This window comes from Hoeflea phototrophica DFL-43 (assembly GCF_000154705.2).
Classification (GTDB): domain Bacteria; phylum Pseudomonadota; class Alphaproteobacteria; order Rhizobiales; family Rhizobiaceae; genus Hoeflea; species Hoeflea phototrophica.
Genome location: NZ_CM002917.1, coordinates 1,833,904 through 1,847,124, shown reverse-complemented (window position 1 = coordinate 1,847,124; position 13,221 = coordinate 1,833,904). Strand labels below are relative to the sequence as shown.

General features: G+C 60.9%; 16 protein-coding genes and 1 pseudogene. 11 read left to right on the top strand and 6 right to left on the bottom strand.

Annotated features, from left to right (window positions below; all coding sequences use genetic code 11):
- Nucleotides 1-68: 68 nt before the first annotated feature.
- The 10 genes and pseudogenes from HPDFL43_RS21650 (at nt 69) to HPDFL43_RS08575 (ending at nt 6,862) form a co-directional block, all read left to right on the top strand.
- A complete protein-coding gene (locus HPDFL43_RS21650; RefSeq protein ID WP_007196927.1) occupies nt 69-302 on the top strand; it encodes a hypothetical protein in 234 nt (77 codons plus the stop codon).
- Nucleotides 299-484, top strand: a complete 186-nt coding sequence (locus HPDFL43_RS08610) for a hypothetical protein (protein WP_007196926.1) — start codon at nt 299-301, stop codon at nt 482-484. The genes HPDFL43_RS21650 and HPDFL43_RS08610 overlap by 4 nt, the downstream gene beginning before the upstream one ends.
- Nucleotides 484-1,170 (top strand): hypothetical protein, encoded by a 687-nt coding sequence (locus tag HPDFL43_RS08605; protein WP_007196925.1) that lies wholly within the window; start codon nt 484-486, stop codon nt 1,168-1,170. The genes HPDFL43_RS08610 and HPDFL43_RS08605 overlap by 1 nt, the downstream gene beginning before the upstream one ends.
- A gap of 11 nt (nt 1,171-1,181) precedes the next feature.
- Nucleotides 1,182-1,529 carry a hypothetical protein gene (locus tag HPDFL43_RS08600; RefSeq protein ID WP_007196924.1) on the top strand — a complete coding sequence of 116 codons (348 nt, stop codon included), beginning with the start codon at nt 1,182-1,184 and terminating at the stop codon, nt 1,527-1,529.
- Between the two features lie 200 nt (nt 1,530-1,729).
- Nucleotides 1,730-2,887: a DNA polymerase III subunit beta gene (dnaN, locus tag HPDFL43_RS08595; RefSeq protein WP_007196923.1), complete on the top strand. Its 1,158-nt coding sequence runs from the start codon at nt 1,730-1,732 to the stop codon at nt 2,885-2,887.
- A 3-nt stretch (nt 2,888-2,890) separates the two neighbouring features.
- The gene (locus HPDFL43_RS08590) at nt 2,891-3,196 is read left to right on the top strand and encodes a hypothetical protein (protein ID WP_040449145.1); all 306 of its coding nucleotides are present in this window, start codon (nt 2,891-2,893) and stop codon (nt 3,194-3,196) included.
- An 11-nt stretch (nt 3,197-3,207) separates the two neighbouring features.
- Nucleotides 3,208-3,420: a hypothetical protein gene (locus HPDFL43_RS08585; RefSeq protein ID WP_007196921.1), complete on the top strand. Its 213-nt coding sequence runs from the start codon at nt 3,208-3,210 to the stop codon at nt 3,418-3,420.
- Nucleotides 3,417-3,578: pseudogene (locus tag HPDFL43_RS22425) on the top strand (helix-turn-helix domain-containing protein); the annotation flags it as partial. The gene HPDFL43_RS08585 and the pseudogene HPDFL43_RS22425, both read left to right, overlap by 4 nt.
- A gap of 14 nt (nt 3,579-3,592) precedes the next feature.
- Complete coding sequence (locus HPDFL43_RS21370; protein WP_007196920.1) at nt 3,593-4,693, top strand: tyrosine-type recombinase/integrase; 1,101 nt, start codon at nt 3,593-3,595, stop codon at nt 4,691-4,693.
- Between the two features lie 543 nt (nt 4,694-5,236).
- Complete coding sequence (locus HPDFL43_RS08575; RefSeq protein ID WP_007196919.1) at nt 5,237-6,862, top strand: pilus assembly protein; 1,626 nt, start codon at nt 5,237-5,239, stop codon at nt 6,860-6,862.
- A gap of 170 nt (nt 6,863-7,032) precedes the next feature.
- Here HPDFL43_RS08575 and HPDFL43_RS08570 read toward each other — a convergent pair whose 3' ends face one another.
- Together HPDFL43_RS08570 and HPDFL43_RS22370 are read right to left on the bottom strand one after the other, a co-directional pair.
- Entirely contained in the window at nt 7,033-7,302 is a 270-nt protein-coding gene (locus tag HPDFL43_RS08570) for a P-loop NTPase family protein (RefSeq protein WP_007196918.1), read from the bottom strand.
- Nucleotides 7,303-7,313: 11 nt separating this feature from the next.
- Nucleotides 7,314-8,534, bottom strand: a complete 1,221-nt coding sequence (locus tag HPDFL43_RS22370; RefSeq protein ID WP_342586390.1) for a GNAT family N-acetyltransferase — start codon at nt 8,532-8,534, stop codon at nt 7,314-7,316.
- An 84-nt stretch (nt 8,535-8,618) separates the two neighbouring features.
- Between HPDFL43_RS22370 and HPDFL43_RS08560 the strand changes: the two genes are divergently transcribed.
- Nucleotides 8,619-9,617 (top strand): LysR family transcriptional regulator, encoded by a 999-nt coding sequence (locus HPDFL43_RS08560; protein WP_007196916.1) that lies wholly within the window; start codon nt 8,619-8,621, stop codon nt 9,615-9,617.
- 141 nt (nt 9,618-9,758) lie between these two features.
- On the opposite strand, the gene HPDFL43_RS08555 is transcribed toward HPDFL43_RS08560, so the two are convergent.
- The 4 genes from HPDFL43_RS08555 to plsX all read right to left on the bottom strand — a co-directional run bounded on the left by HPDFL43_RS08555 (nt 9,759) and on the right by plsX (nt 13,117).
- Nucleotides 9,759-10,307, bottom strand: a complete 549-nt coding sequence (locus HPDFL43_RS08555; protein WP_007196915.1) for a MerR family transcriptional regulator — start codon at nt 10,305-10,307, stop codon at nt 9,759-9,761.
- A 278-nt stretch (nt 10,308-10,585) separates the two neighbouring features.
- Nucleotides 10,586-10,909 (bottom strand): integration host factor subunit alpha, encoded by a 324-nt coding sequence (locus HPDFL43_RS08550; protein WP_007196914.1) that lies wholly within the window; start codon nt 10,907-10,909, stop codon nt 10,586-10,588.
- Between the two features lie 168 nt (nt 10,910-11,077).
- Nucleotides 11,078-12,049: a beta-ketoacyl-ACP synthase III gene (locus HPDFL43_RS08545; protein ID WP_040449144.1), complete on the bottom strand. Its 972-nt coding sequence runs from the start codon at nt 12,047-12,049 to the stop codon at nt 11,078-11,080.
- A 9-nt stretch (nt 12,050-12,058) separates the two neighbouring features.
- Complete coding sequence (plsX, locus tag HPDFL43_RS08540; RefSeq protein ID WP_007196912.1) at nt 12,059-13,117, bottom strand: phosphate acyltransferase PlsX; 1,059 nt, start codon at nt 13,115-13,117, stop codon at nt 12,059-12,061.
- Nucleotides 13,118-13,221: the final 104 nt, after the last annotated feature.

Genomic DNA, 13,221 nt, shown 5'->3' with positions numbered 1-13,221 from the left:
GCGTTAATCGCCATATTTGGGAGGTCCAATCAGCGTAGCCGGCCGGGAGGCCCGAGAGAGGCAAGAAGATGATCCAGTATCAAGCCCAGCCGCCAGCGGCCCCGTCCGCGCCCACCGCATCCTGCCGCGAGGCGCTGACCGGGCGCATGGCCGACCAGATGCGCGAGATGGCCTTTGCCGGCGAGACGGTGAGCCCGGAAACTTTGATCCAGCGCGGATGGACGGCGGAGACGGTCGAGCGTCTGTCGCCCGCGGCGATCGCGCAGGCCCGGCGCCAGAGCGTGCGGAGGGTGGAACGATGAACCGCATTGTCCACCCTCCCTTCGACGGCGAACGGCTCGCGGCGCTGAAGCGCCCGTCGATGTCCCTCGCCGGCATCGTGCTGCTTGCCAGCCTCGCCCTGGCGCTGATTCTGTCCGTGGCGGGCCTGACCGTGCGGGCGGTGGCTATCGCCGAGCATCAGCACCGGATCGAGAGGGTTTGATGCAGAGCACTCGCCTCGCGCCTGCCCCCGTCTGGTCGTTCCGGCCTGACGGCTCGGTGCGCGATCTCGCGGCACCCGATCCGCTGGAAATCGATTTCTTTGCCATGGCCAACGGCCTGTCGAAGCTCGCCCGGTTCAACGGCTCCAATCCCGGGCTCGCCTATTCCGTGGCGCAGCATTCGGTGATGGGCGCCGAGGCGATCCACAACGAGACCGGCGACGCCCAACTGGCCGCATGGTTTCTGCTGCATGACGGCGAAGAACATCTGGTCGGCGACAAACCGACGCCGGCGCAGGCCCTGCTGGTGGCGACGATCGCTGACGCCAGCGAGCTCGCCGCCGCCAGCGCCGATTACTGCTGGGACCGGATCAAGCGCAAATGGCGCGAAGCAGGATGGCTGGCGGCGGCGCTCGGCCTGCCCGATGCAGGCGCCCAGGCCGATCTCGACGATTACGACCGGCGCATGTGCAACGCCGAAATGCTGGCGCTGTTCGGCCCCGCCGCCCACGCCCGCACCATCCCCACCGTCACCCGCGCTCCCCTGCGCCTCAAGGGCGCCATCCGCCCCTGGGCGCCGATGAAGGCCGAGGAACGCTTCATCGAATGCGCCCATCGCTTCATCGGCGAAGAACGGCTTTACGAGCAGCGCTCCATCCATGCCGCCCATGTGGCGTTCAAATCCTGAAAGGACTGGGCATGAAGATCGATCATTTCAACGCGGTCAAGACCCTGTCGGAACAGCGCGACGCGGCGCTCGTGCGACAAAGGCGGCTCCAGGAAGAGCCGTTGCGGCGCGGCGGCATCATCGGCAGCGTCGCTGTTGTCGATGTCGTCACCGAGAGCGACAGCCGCTGGTTTTTCGGACCGCGCGGGCTTGTGCTGGCCGATCCCGAGCCATGCGATCTGATCCCGGCCATCGGCGCGCTTGGCTATTTCGCCTGGCAGCCGGTGAGCCCCGACATCCTCCCCGCGCCGAACAAGTGGATGCTGCCAGCCGGTGCGAAAGCGGCAGCGGCCACCGCCCCGCAGCCAACATTGCTCTGAAGGACCGATCCAATGCCGAGAAACAAGAAAGACCCAGAATTCCCCTGCCCGAGTGCATGCGAATGGAAGACTTGGCGCGCTGACAGCGGACGCGAAGATCAGTCGAACATTATCTGCGAAGAGGTGGACTGCGTGATTGCTACGAACCTGCCCACAGCCCAGGCACGCCAAATCGTGACCAATCACAACGGCTACACGACATGACTACCCCCTTCTCCCTCACCGCGCCGCGCGCGGCGCTGCTTGCGGCGGTCGAGACTGCGCTGGGCGCGGTGGAGCGGCGCAACACCATTCCGGTGCTGGCCAATCTTCTGCTCGAGTCGACAGCCGACGACGGATTGCGCGTGTCGGGCACCGATCTCGACGTGATGACGACGGTGGCGACGGGCCTCGATGCGGAGCCCCGGCAATATGCCGGCGTCACCCTGCCGGCGCATCTGCTGCACGATATCCTGCGCAAGCTGCCGGACAAGGCCGAGGTGAGCCTCAAGACGGATGGCAGCGGCCAGATGACGCTGACCTCCGGCCGCTCGCGCTTCAACCTGCAGACCCTGCCGGGCGCGGACTGGCCGCGGCTTCAGGAGAAGACCGCGCCGGCGGCGACGTTCGAGATCCCGGCGGCCAAGTTCGCCGCCCAGCTCGCCGCCGTCGGCTTCGCCATCTCCACCGAGGAGACGCGCTATTATCTCAATGGCGTCTACATGCACGCGATCGACAACCGGCTGGTCACCGTGGCCACCGACGGCCACCGGCTGGCCCGCGCCGTCTATTCCGCTGCCGTTGGCGTCATGCCCGCGGCGGACGCCATGCCAGGCATCATCATCCCGCGCAAGACGGTCGGCCTGGTCGCCAAGGCGCTGGCGGCGGCGGCAAAGGACGCCACGCTGGCAATCGCCGTCAGCGAGAACATGATCAGCTTCGAGCTGGGCGCCACGCGCATCGCCTCCAAGCTGATCGACGGCACATTTCCCGATTACGAGCGGGTGATCCCGATCGCCAACCCCAACAGCTGGCGCTTCGATGTGGCAGCCCTGCTGCAGGCCACCGAGCGGGTGTCGATCATCTCGTCCGAGCGCGGCCGCGCCGTGAAGATGGCATGGGGTCGCGAGAGCATCGACCTGACGGTCATCAACCCCGACGCCGGCGAAGGCCAGGACCAGGTCAGTGTCGACGCCGACACCGGCGAGGAAGTGGAGATCGGCTTCAACGCGAAATACCTGGCGGACATGCTGGGCCACATGAGCAAGAGCGGCAGCGTCCACCTCAACACCGGCGGCGACCCGGCACGGTTCGAGCCGGTGCACGCCGACGACGACGAGATCGCCATGACTTTTGTTCTGATGCCGATGAGGGTTTGAGAGATGAGAGCAAGACCTATCGAGGAATGGCATGAGGACATGGGCCAGAAGCTCTGGTGGTGCCTGCGCGGCAGCGCATGGCTGGACGAAGCGCCCTATGTCGGCTCTCCACTCGACTGCGGCCTGACCGTCGAGTGCAACACCCGGGCGGAACAACCCGCCGCGCGGTTCAATGTCGGCGGATGGCCGGGTTACCACACCCACTTCACCGACATGCCGGAGCGCCCGGAGACCCCCGAACAAACCAGCCGCCGCAGGAAGGCAGACAGTGAAGCCTTCGCCCGCGACATGGGCCTGAGAAGTTGGTGAGGAGCGGGACGATGACCCTGCCTGACCCCTGCTTCCACTGCACCCTGCCCGATTGCGACGAAACTGACCCGGGCTGCCTGCGCCGCGCCGTGTTCCGGACCGCCAGCGCAAAGCGCAAGCGCAATGAGCCCCTCACCGACGAAGAGCTGCTCATCTATCGCGAAACGCGCCGGGACTGGAAGCGCACGTCCCGCGACCGCAGCGCCGAGAGGGCGGCATCATGACCCCGCTCTTGACACCGGCGCGAGCTGCGGCCTTTCTTTCCGTCTCGGTCGACACGCTGGCGGCGATCGTGGCGCGCGGGGATCTGCCGTTCGTCGAGGTCGGCGCCGGCAACAAGCGGCCGCGCCGGCGGTTCGATCCGGCTGATCTCGAAGCCTATGTGGGAGAGCGCAAATGTCGATCTGGAAACGCCCGGGACAGGACACATTCTCCTACGACTTCACGGTCCGGGGTCACCGATATTCAGGAAATACTGGCGCAACGTCGCGCCGCGAGGCAGAGCGCACCGAAGCCCGCCTCAAGGACGAGGCCAGGGCGGAAGCCCGCGCCCGAGCCGGACAGCCGGCCCGCGGGCTGAGGATTGCGGCCGCCGTCTCGCGCTACTGGCTGGAAGCCGGCCAGCACCACGCCAATGCCGATTCGACCCTGCATGACATCGCCTGGCTCGAACGCCACTTCGGCAAGAACCGTCTGCTCGCATCGCTGACCAACCAGGACGTGTCCGCAATGGTGGCCGCCCGCCGCGCCGATGGCGTGTCGCCGGCGACCGTCAACCGCACCGCCACCGCCCGACTGCGCGCCATCATCACCCGCGCCCGCGACGCATGGGACGAGCCCGTGCCGCGCATCGCATGGAAGAACCATTTGCTGCGCGAGCGGCAAGAGGTGCTGCGCGAGCTTTCCGCCGAGGAGGAGACGGCGCTGTTTGCCCGCCTGGCGCCCGGCTATGCCGAGCTGGTGCGCTTCTCGATGCTGTCGGGCTGCCGCATGGCCGAATGCCTGGGCCTCGAATGGCGGCTGATCGACTGGCATGGCGGCTATATCGTCATCACCGGCAAGGGCGACAAGACCCGCCACGTGCCGTTGTCGGACGCGCTGCGCGCCCTGCTCTGGCCGCTGCCTCGCGCGCACGCGCGAGTCTTTACTCACCGCATCCGCCGCGGCTCGATCCACCACAAGCGCGGCGACATCGCCCCGGTCGAAGAGGAAGCGCTCAACAGCCATTTCGCCAGAGTCTGCAAGAAGGCTGGCGTCATCGGCTTCCGCTTCCACGATCTGCGCCACACCTTCGCCACCCGATTCCTGCGCGCCACCGGCGACATGCGCGCCCTGCAGCTGATCCTCGGCCACTCGAGCATCGAGACGACGATGCGCTACGCCCACGTCACCGCCGCCGACGCCAAGCGCAGGATGGATGCCATGAGCGCGACAAAAATCCCCACAAATATCCCCACCGGTGACCGGGACGAGGCGGCAACTGTCAGCAAGGATTGAGGATTTCGGAACGGGGGTCGCTTCCCCCCAGACAAGTGCGCTACCGGGCTGCGCTACGCTCCGACTGGTGAAAGGCCTTAGATCATCACCGATTTGGGCGCAAGGCCGGTTTTGGGATTTGCTGAAAAAACACTCCTGCCATGGCCCAACTCCGGCCAGTCAACACGCGATCGAGTGTCGAGAAAAGCTGGGCGAATCCAACTGGCGGCGGTCTGGACGCTATAGCGCTTTGCATCTGATGCAGGCCTGCTGCGCTGGTGGAGTCAGGTTTGAAGAATGAAGGATCATTGCTCAGCGCGCCCCTGCCCGCACCACAAGCGACTGCACAAAGCCAGTCAAACAGACAATGCAGGAGCAGGAAAGCCGGTCAGTTTTTAACATATTTTTTTAGCAATGTTTTTACCCACCTCAGCAACCGAATATTCAACACTCCTAATTATTCTGCGACTTGTGAATGAAATACAGGTCGGAATTTTGGAGGGGCTTTCTCGCTTACAGGCAGATTGAACCATCAATACAGCAACCAGGGTCGGGATCTCGCTTATGAACCATACGTCATCGTTTTTGAAGGACACATCTGGCAACTTTGCGCTGGTATTCGGAATTCTTGCCGTCCCGGTAATGGTCGCTGGAGGATTGGCCGTCGATTATGTCGGGCTGAGCGTTGAAAAGAGCAAGCTTCAGAATGCTGTCGACTCCGCGGCCCTCTTGATCGCGCGTGCAGGCGACATGAGCGAAACCCAGGCCATGAAACTGGCGAAAACCACGATCACCACCAACTACGGCATCAACGTTGCAAAAGTTGCCGTATCGATGGTTGACGGTGACGCGACAGTCAAGGCCAGCATGGACCAAGCGCTGGTCTTCGGTGGCTTCATGGGCAGAAAGAATGCAGCCGTGAGCGCCGAGGCAACCGCGACATACGCCTATACAAAGTATGAAATCGCGCTGGTACTTGACACCACCGGCTCCATGCTGGGCGGCAAGCTGACCTCCCTGCAGAATGCGGTGATCGGCTTGGTTGATGGCATGGAAGCATTGGGCCTCAACAAGGAACAGCTCAAGTTTGCAGTCGTGCCCTATGCGGGGTTTGTCAATGTCGGACCAGAATACGGGCCTACGATCAACGGTGCGGGCAAGGTCAAGAAGCCGGCTGCGGCCTGGATTGACCAGGATGCAAAAGCGCCGATCCCGCAATCCGATCTGCCTTCGGACTTCAGCCGCTTCGCGATGTTCAACCATCTGAAGGTGGAGTGGCCCGGCTGTGTCGAAACACGCGTTCCCGCCGACAAAATCTTGCACGATGTAAAAGATACCGTGCCCGACATTACAGATCCGAAATCGCTGTTTACTCCGTTCTTCGCCATCGACGAACCGGACAACAAATGGGGCTATCCCAACTCCTACCTTCCTGATGGCGGCAAGCCGGTGAAAGGCAACAAAGCCACCGAAGCGGAAAAACAGGATCAGTTGGCCCGGTATGGGAAAACCGGCGAATACAAGAAACCCAAAAACACCGATGACGCGATTGCTCTCACCGGAAAATGGAAAAAGGTGAAGGTCGACAATTCGCCATCGAATTTCTACTCGAACAAGAAGGATCCCAAGGGCCCGGGTTTCGGATGCGAAATGGAGCCTCTGGTGCCGCTGACGACCGACTTCAGCAAAATCAGGACGACGGTCAAGGCGCTGGAGGCAAACGGCTCCACCAACATGCTTGAAGGCGTGATGTGGGGCTGGCGCGTGCTGTCGGACCGGGAACCCTTTGCCCAGGGCGCCCCGAAGAGCGATGCATCGGTCGAGAAGATCATGATTTTCCTCACCGATGGGCAGAACTCATTCGGCAACCTGAACAATGACCTGGGGTCAGCCTACACCAGCATGGGCTACCTCGTTGATGGTCGCCTGGACGGGATGACAGCCGCCAACATTGGTCAGACCAACAATGCGCTGGACAAGAAGACTAAAGCCGCCTGTGAAAACGCCAAGGAGGATGGTGTTACGATCTACACGATCCGGCTTGAGGAAGCGGATGTGGGAACCGGGAAAATGCTGGAGGAATGCGCAACGAGTTCGGCACACTATTTCGACGCCCCGTCCCGGCAGCAGCTGACGCCGATCTTCGACGCCATCAAGAAAGGTGTGGTCAAGCTGCGCCTGACATCCTGAACAGGCACTCCAGAGCACACAAAAGGAAAACCCGGCCTGCACTCAGCAGTCCGGGTTTTTTAATGTACGGGGATCTGCCGCAAACACGGCAATCCCTCAATTCTGAACCGGGTGGGTGCGCCGCGGACGGTGGCGTCAACCCATGCACCCACCCGGCAAACCGCAGGACGTTAGGCTTCCCCGGCGGTTTTCGAGCCCAGAAGGACGACATTGTCGCTCCGTTCTGAAAACGCGAGTTTCATTTTCAAGCGCAACAAAGCATCGAGGCTTGTTTCATCGCTCCTCGACGGCTCCGCGCCCTCCCAATCCAAGGCGGTTTGCAGCACCGCCATGTTGATCAAGTTGCTCAGGCTGCTCCGTTCGAGTCGATCGGCCTCCTCCCGGCATGTCACCAGCGTTCGGATGATCCAGGCGTAGGAACCGGAATCGACGTCTTCCATAACCAATCCCTCTAGACTTGCGCGGTGTGAAGCGCGTTTTGCCGATCCGCTGAGAGTTCCAGCGGACCTGGTTTGTGCCAGTGCCCCTCCGGACGGATCAGGCGATAGGGGCCGTCCTTGAGCGAGAGAGCGGTGGGTGACGGTTCAATGTCATCGACCATCTCCACAAACACCTGGTCGGAAAAGGCAAACGGTGCGCCGTTTTCGTTGACCTTGAAGCCGAAGCTCTGCCAGAAAGGCAGGTAATCCTGGCGCGCATGGCCATAAATCCGCCGGTACCCCTTCTCCTTGCACAGAGCCACACTGGCGCGGACCAGATCGAATGCAGCGCGTGAACGGCGGTACTCCTTGCGGACGGCGAGCCGTTCCATCTTGGCAAAATCGCCGAAGAACCGTATCCGCATGCAGCCAACCGGCTCGTTGTCGATGAACGCCAGCAGATGGGTCGACGCCAGATCGTTTCCATCGAACTCTTCATCATAAGGACAGGCCTGCTCGCCGATATATACGGCTGAGCGGATTGCCGCGATACGCATCATGTCATCAAAATCATTGACCACCCGGATGCCCGTGGGCCTGAGCGTGGAGTCGTGTGTCGCGTAGCGTGGCAAACGTTCAGCAAGGGTCTTGGGACGCCGGGGGATCATGTAGAAATCGTCCAGAAACCGGCCATCATGCCAGACACCCTGCTCGAAACCCCGGCGCACCATTGCACGGTGCCCACGGATGGTGAAAGACGTCGAGATCACATCCGCGTCGGCATAATGCGGTGAATCAAAGCGGTCCATCACACGATTGATGCCCGCTGCAAGGACTCCGGGTGTGTAACTGGCCCAGACATAGATCGCCGCGGGACGCTCGTGCTGACTGACCAGATACTCATCCTGCGGATCGAGCAGATCGAGACCGCCTTCCAACAAGGCCGACCGGCCCTTTTCATTGAGAAGAAGCGCGGACATGAAGCCCTCGGGCCGGGACCGGCCCCGACGGGCGAACAGCCAGATGGCATCAGGGTTCTTTTCGCCGACGCGGATCACCGTTTCGGGGGCCGCAAGCTGGCCGATGGCTTTGCCTGCGGCTTCCAGCAGTCTCGGAACATCCGTCCGCTCGAGCCTGTTGGTGACCGTTACGAGGGCTGCGGCACGAAGCATCCGCTCGGCCTCCTGTGCCGCTTCGGTTCTAAGTAGACTTGCATTCGATGAAGAAAGACTATCTTCTGGTGTGGTCGGCATAGGTTAGCTCCCCTAAATTAGGGGCACCTTAGCCACACTCGGACCGTATGACTTTGGCAAATTCGAGCACAGAGAGTTCCACCCATGGAACACCAATGGCGTAACGCGGACTGGAACAGCATTCGGGTATTTCTCGCCGTCGCCAGGCTTTACAGCTTTCGCAAGGCGGCCGAAGAACTTGGCATGTCCGTCAACACAGTGCGAAGAACAATATCCCGTCTCGAAGACATATTGGGGTATCCGCTGCTGTTTCGAGAATCCGAAGGCGTGAGGCTGACCGATGAGGGCCGAAGGGTCGTGCTGGCCGCCCGTGATGTCGAAAACTCCGTCTCGGACATGTGGCGCGTGGCCTCAATGGCTGAACGGGACGCCAACGGACCGATCAGGCTGGCCATCACCGAGGGGCTCGGGAGCTTCTGGCTGACACCACGCATTGTCGATTACATGAACGATACCGGCGCTCAGAACCGGATCGAGCTGCAATGCGCCATGCGCTCGGTCGACGTCTTGCGGATGGAAGCTGATATCTCGGTGCAACTCGAACGCCCCAACCGCCCGGAACTCAAGACCAAACGGCTTGGCTATCTGCATCTCAAACCCTTTGCCAGCCGGAGCTATCTCGAAAGATTCGGACATCCCAAAAACGTCGCGGACATGGTCAATCACCGTGTGGTCGAGCAGCAGACGGACCAGTTGCGCGGATATGAGCTGGACAAGATCTTCGGGCCCCAGATTGCCAACCGCATGGTTCGCATGAAAACCAATTTCTCATCGGCCCATTACTGGGCGGTTGCCAAGGGGGCGGGTATCGGCCTGATGCCCAACTACGCACGTGCGATTGGCGGCAATGTCGAGCATATCGACCTGGGTTTCGATTTCCGGGTCGAGATCTGGCTTGCCACACATCCCGAGGTTACCAAAAGCGCCCGGCACAGGAACTTCATCGACTTCCTGACCGAGAGTTTCGATGACCGCAAATTTCCCTGGTTCGGCCCCAAAACAATGACGCCCGAAGAGATCGAGACCCAATTCTCCCGGGAGGATTTGAGGTCGTATTTTGAGGGTTTCACTGCCAATTCGTGACGCTCCGCCACACGTGCCGAAGCGTTCAGCGCGCTCACCGCATCGATTGGGAGCTGCTCCCGGATGCCCGACGGGCATGAGAGGGATAACGTGAGGGCTTTGTGGATCGCGCAGTGGCAGCATGTCATCGCGCCTGGTAAATCAGCGGACCTGGTCGAGAAGCCGTTTGCACTCGAGGAGATCATAGAGCGCTTCTTGAAGCAGCGCCCTGTCATCGCGTGACATCCCGGCCTTGCTGTCAGGCTCGTGCGCTTCTTCCCCGGGTTTGCCCGCGTCTCCGCCAAGCCCGAAAAAGCGCCGTGTTGATGGCAACCGGGCCTTGCCGACGAGCTGGTCCTCTTCCGCCCCAGCGGCAGCACGGGGCGCCGGCGGCTTGTCCTCAGCGATGCTGGTGGACAACGCCTCGACGGCGGCCATGTCGCCGGAACCGATTGCGATGACGAACTTGTTGCCGTTTTGCTTGAGCAGTTTCTGGACACCCTTGATGGTGTAGCCCTGATCATAAAGCAGCGTCCGAATTCCCTTGAGCAGTTCGACATCGTCCGGCCGATAATAACGACGTCCGCCGCCGCGCTTCATCGGCTTGATCTGAGTAAACCTTGTCTCCCAGAATCTGAGCACATGCTGTGGAAGATCGAGGTCGTCGGCGACCTCGGATATGGTCCGGAATGCGTCAGGGCTTTTGTCCATGGGGCAACTCCGTGATTCAACCACAATTGTGGGCCGTTTCCGGCCCAGGCGCGAAGCCTTCGCGGCAATGTACAGGAGCCGCACTGCCCCAAGGACTCATATCAATCCGACCGTACAGGACGAATCGCTGAGAGCGCCATCGGGCTTCTCATACTTCAACGCTTTGCCAAACGAATATCAAGTCCGGGATGGGCTGGAATGGTGCTCGTTCTTGAATGATCTGGAGCGATCGATTGTCGTTCACTCCAAGGCTTTGGCCGATATCAAACGGGTTCCGGTCAGGGCTTGCCCTTGCCCTTGCGTGCCAAGTGGCCCTTGAGCACCCGGTTCTTAAGCACATTTGATGCCTTGAACGTCATCACCCGACGTGGGCTGATCGGCACTTCCTCGCCGGTCTTGGGGTTCCGGCCGATCCGTTCTTTCTTCTCACGCACCTGAAAAGTCGCGAAAGACGACAGCTTCACGCTCTCTCCGCGCACAATCGAATTGGACACTTCCTCAAGAACCATTTCAACAAGTTCGGCGGATTCTGTTCTCGACAGCCCTACCTTGCGGAAAACCGCTTCAGCAAGATCAGCTCTGGTGATCGTTTTTCCACTCATAAAGTCCACCAAACCGGTCAGCTTCCCCGCTGCCCTGAAATGCATTTCAGGAAGAATATGGGTCATCCCTGGGAAGGTCAAGCAACTCTGATCATCGCCGAGGCTTTACGCTAGCGAGACTGAAAACTACGCGCGGGATGCAGCTCAAACTATTTTAAGCATTAATTTTTACCAACGCAGAAGCACTGAACCCCATGTAAAACCGCCGCCCATGGCCTCCAGAAGGACCAGATCGCCTTTTTTGATACGACCGTCGGAAGCGGCATCATTGAGCGCCAGCGGGATTGAGGCGGCTGATGTGTTTCCATGCTTATCCACGGTAATTACTACTTTTTTATCATCAATCCCGAGCTTTTTCGCCGAAGCGTCAATAATCCGACGGTTCGCCTGATGCGGTACGAACCAATCGATATCTTCAGAGCCCAGCCCGGTGGCCCCGTAGGCCGCTTCGATCACATCGGTGATCATGCCGACGGCATGTTTGAAAACCTCGCGGCCCTCCATGCGCAAATGACCGACAGTCCCCGTGGTTGACGGGCCGCCATCAACATAGAGCTTCTTGCGGTGGGCGCCATCGGAGCGCAAATGCGCCGTCAGAACACCCCGGTCGGCAACGGTTCCACTTCCCTCTTCGGCTTCCAGCACGATCGCGCCGGCGCCGTCGCCGAACAGCACGCAGGTTGTCCGGTCAGTCCAGTCGAGAATGCGCGAGAACGTCTCTGCGCCGATCACCAGGACCCGGCGCGCGAGGCCCGACTTGATGTAGCTGTCCGCAGTGGTGACAGCGAACACGAAGCCGGAACAGACGGCCTGAACATCAAAGGCCGCGCCATGGTGCATGCCGAGACGATCCTGAATGTTGACCGCAGTGGCGGGAAAGGTGTTGTCGGGCGTCGAGGTTGCGCAGATGATCAGGTCGATATCGGCTGGCGTCATGTTGGCCCGCTCGAGAGCGGCCCGCGCGGCCATTTCCCCCAGCGACGCTGTAGTCTCCTGCTCGCCGGCGATGTGGCGCTGACGAATGCCGGTGCGCTGGACAATCCAGTCGTCATTGGTTTCGACAATGCTCTCGAGGTCACTGTTTTTCATTACCCGCTCGGGCAACTGTGCCCCAAAACCGCGAACTACAGAACGGATCATGCTTGGTTCCTAATTTGAAGAAACGTCATCAGACGCCAACGCTATGGCCGAACGGCGCTTGTGATAAAGGTTGAGATCTTGCTCGATCTTGGCTTTCAAACCGTTGCGAGCCATGTCGTAACCGACATCAACGGCGGCCGCAAACCCTTCGATGTCCGCGCCACCATGGCTTTTGATAACAATCCCGTTGAGGCCCAGAAAGACGCCGCCATTGACCTTGCCGGGGTCCATTTTCTCGCGCAGACGGTCAAAGGCGCCCTTGGCGAGAATGTAGCCGATCCGCGCCAGCAAGGTGCGCGACATCGCCGCGCGCAGATATTGCGCGATTTGCCGGGCAGTCCCTTCCGCTGTCTTGAGTGCAACGTTGCCGACAAAGCCTTCGGTAACGACCACATCAACGGTTCCCTTGCCCAGGTCATCGCCTTCGACAAAGCCGTAATATTCAAAGCTTGGCATCGCAGCCTCGCGGATCAGGCGTCCGGCCTCCTTGACCTCTTCCTGGCCCTTGATTTCCTCAACACCGATGTTCAGCAAGCCCACGGTGGGCTTCTCAACCTCGAAAAGAGCCCGCGCCATCGCGGCCCCCATCATGGTGAAGTCGATGAGCAGCTGCGCATCCGCACCGACTGTCGCTCCGACATCGAGCACAATGCTCTCGCCGCGCAATGTCGGCCAGATCGCGGCAATGGCGGGCCGCTCGATGTTTGCCATGGTGCGCAGGCAGAATTTCGACATCGCCATCAGCGCACCGGTGTTGCCGGCCGAAACGCAGACGTCGGCATCACCCGTTTTGACTGCATCAATAGCGCGCCACATGGAAGACTTGTAGCGGCCCTGGCGCAACGCCTGGCTGGGCTTGTCGTCCATCCGCACCGCGACTTCGCAAGGGATAAATGTGGATGCCTCGCGCAAGGCGGGATATCTGGCAATCACCGGCGCGCAGGACTCTTCGAGGCCAAAAAGCAAGAAGCGAATCTCGGGATGACGCTCCAGCGTTTTGGCGACGCCTGGGACGACCACTTCGGGGCCATGGTCCCCACCCATCAAGTCGACAGAAATTCTGATCACGCCCCGTCCCTTATCTCCGGCACTTCAGGCCAGATTGGTGGGCCGAAAATACTGTTTTTCCCACTGCACACAACCGATTTGTGACCCAAAGCAATCCGACCAGC

Excerpts from the sequence above, each read along its gene's own strand:
- HPDFL43_RS08575 (WP_007196919.1), top strand. The coding sequence starts at position 5,237 with ATGAACCATACGTCATCGTTTTTGAAGGACACATCTGGCAACTTTGCG.
- HPDFL43_RS08570 (WP_007196918.1), bottom strand. The coding sequence starts at position 7,302 with ATGGAAGACGTCGATTCCGGTTCCTACGCCTGGATCATCCGAACGCTG.
- dnaN (WP_007196923.1), top strand. The coding sequence starts at position 1,730 with ATGACTACCCCCTTCTCCCTCACCGCGCCGCGCGCGGCGCTGCTTGCG.
- HPDFL43_RS08550 (WP_007196914.1), bottom strand. The coding sequence starts at position 10,909 with ATGAGTGGAAAAACGATCACCAGAGCTGATCTTGCTGAAGCGGTTTTC.
- HPDFL43_RS21370 (WP_007196920.1), top strand. The coding sequence starts at position 3,593 with ATGTCGATCTGGAAACGCCCGGGACAGGACACATTCTCCTACGACTTC.
- HPDFL43_RS08585 (WP_007196921.1), top strand. The coding sequence starts at position 3,208 with ATGACCCTGCCTGACCCCTGCTTCCACTGCACCCTGCCCGATTGCGAC.
- HPDFL43_RS21650 (WP_007196927.1), top strand. The coding sequence starts at position 69 with ATGATCCAGTATCAAGCCCAGCCGCCAGCGGCCCCGTCCGCGCCCACC.
- HPDFL43_RS08600 (WP_007196924.1), top strand. The coding sequence starts at position 1,182 with ATGAAGATCGATCATTTCAACGCGGTCAAGACCCTGTCGGAACAGCGC.
- HPDFL43_RS22370 (WP_342586390.1), bottom strand. The coding sequence starts at position 8,534 with ATGCCGACCACACCAGAAGATAGTCTTTCTTCATCGAATGCAAGTCTA.
- HPDFL43_RS08545 (WP_040449144.1), bottom strand. The coding sequence starts at position 12,049 with ATGATCCGTTCTGTAGTTCGCGGTTTTGGGGCACAGTTGCCCGAGCGG.
- HPDFL43_RS08590 (WP_040449145.1), top strand. The coding sequence starts at position 2,891 with ATGAGAGCAAGACCTATCGAGGAATGGCATGAGGACATGGGCCAGAAG.
- HPDFL43_RS08610 (WP_007196926.1), top strand. The coding sequence starts at position 299 with ATGAACCGCATTGTCCACCCTCCCTTCGACGGCGAACGGCTCGCGGCG.
- HPDFL43_RS08605 (WP_007196925.1), top strand. The coding sequence starts at position 484 with ATGCAGAGCACTCGCCTCGCGCCTGCCCCCGTCTGGTCGTTCCGGCCT.
- HPDFL43_RS08555 (WP_007196915.1), bottom strand. The coding sequence starts at position 10,307 with ATGGACAAAAGCCCTGACGCATTCCGGACCATATCCGAGGTCGCCGAC.
- HPDFL43_RS08560 (WP_007196916.1), top strand. The coding sequence starts at position 8,619 with ATGGAACACCAATGGCGTAACGCGGACTGGAACAGCATTCGGGTATTT.